Raw genomic sequence first — 295 nt, forward strand, 5'->3', positions numbered from 1 at the left:
CCCCTATACTGAAACGCGACACCCCCGAGCGGAAGGACGCGTCATGGACAACGAGCGCTTGAGCACCCAGCTGGTACGGGACGACTGCGTAGTGCGGGAAAACCGCACGGTGCAAGAGAACCGCGTGGTGCGCGAAGATCGGGAACTGACCGTGTGGGAGCCCGTCGAGCGCCCCCTGAAGGAGAAGCCCATCATCGCCGGCATCTTGGCCGCCATCGCCCTGGTATCCCTGATTTTCCTGGCGAATCTTGCCTCTTCCCCCGAAACCTATCAAGGCATTTACACCACCCTGGAC

The 295-nt window shown here is 61.7% G+C and carries 1 protein-coding gene; it reads left to right on the forward strand.

Annotation, left to right across the window (positions count from 1 at the left end):
* Positions 1-43: 43 nt before the first annotated feature.
* The coding region (locus PZH32_RS13170) for a hypothetical protein (RefSeq protein WP_275208703.1) at positions 44-295 on the forward strand (252 nt) is incomplete at its 3' end.

The sequence above is a fragment of the Adlercreutzia equolifaciens genome, from assembly GCF_029076695.1.
Lineage (GTDB): Bacteria > Actinomycetota > Coriobacteriia > Coriobacteriales > Eggerthellaceae > Adlercreutzia > Adlercreutzia equolifaciens_A.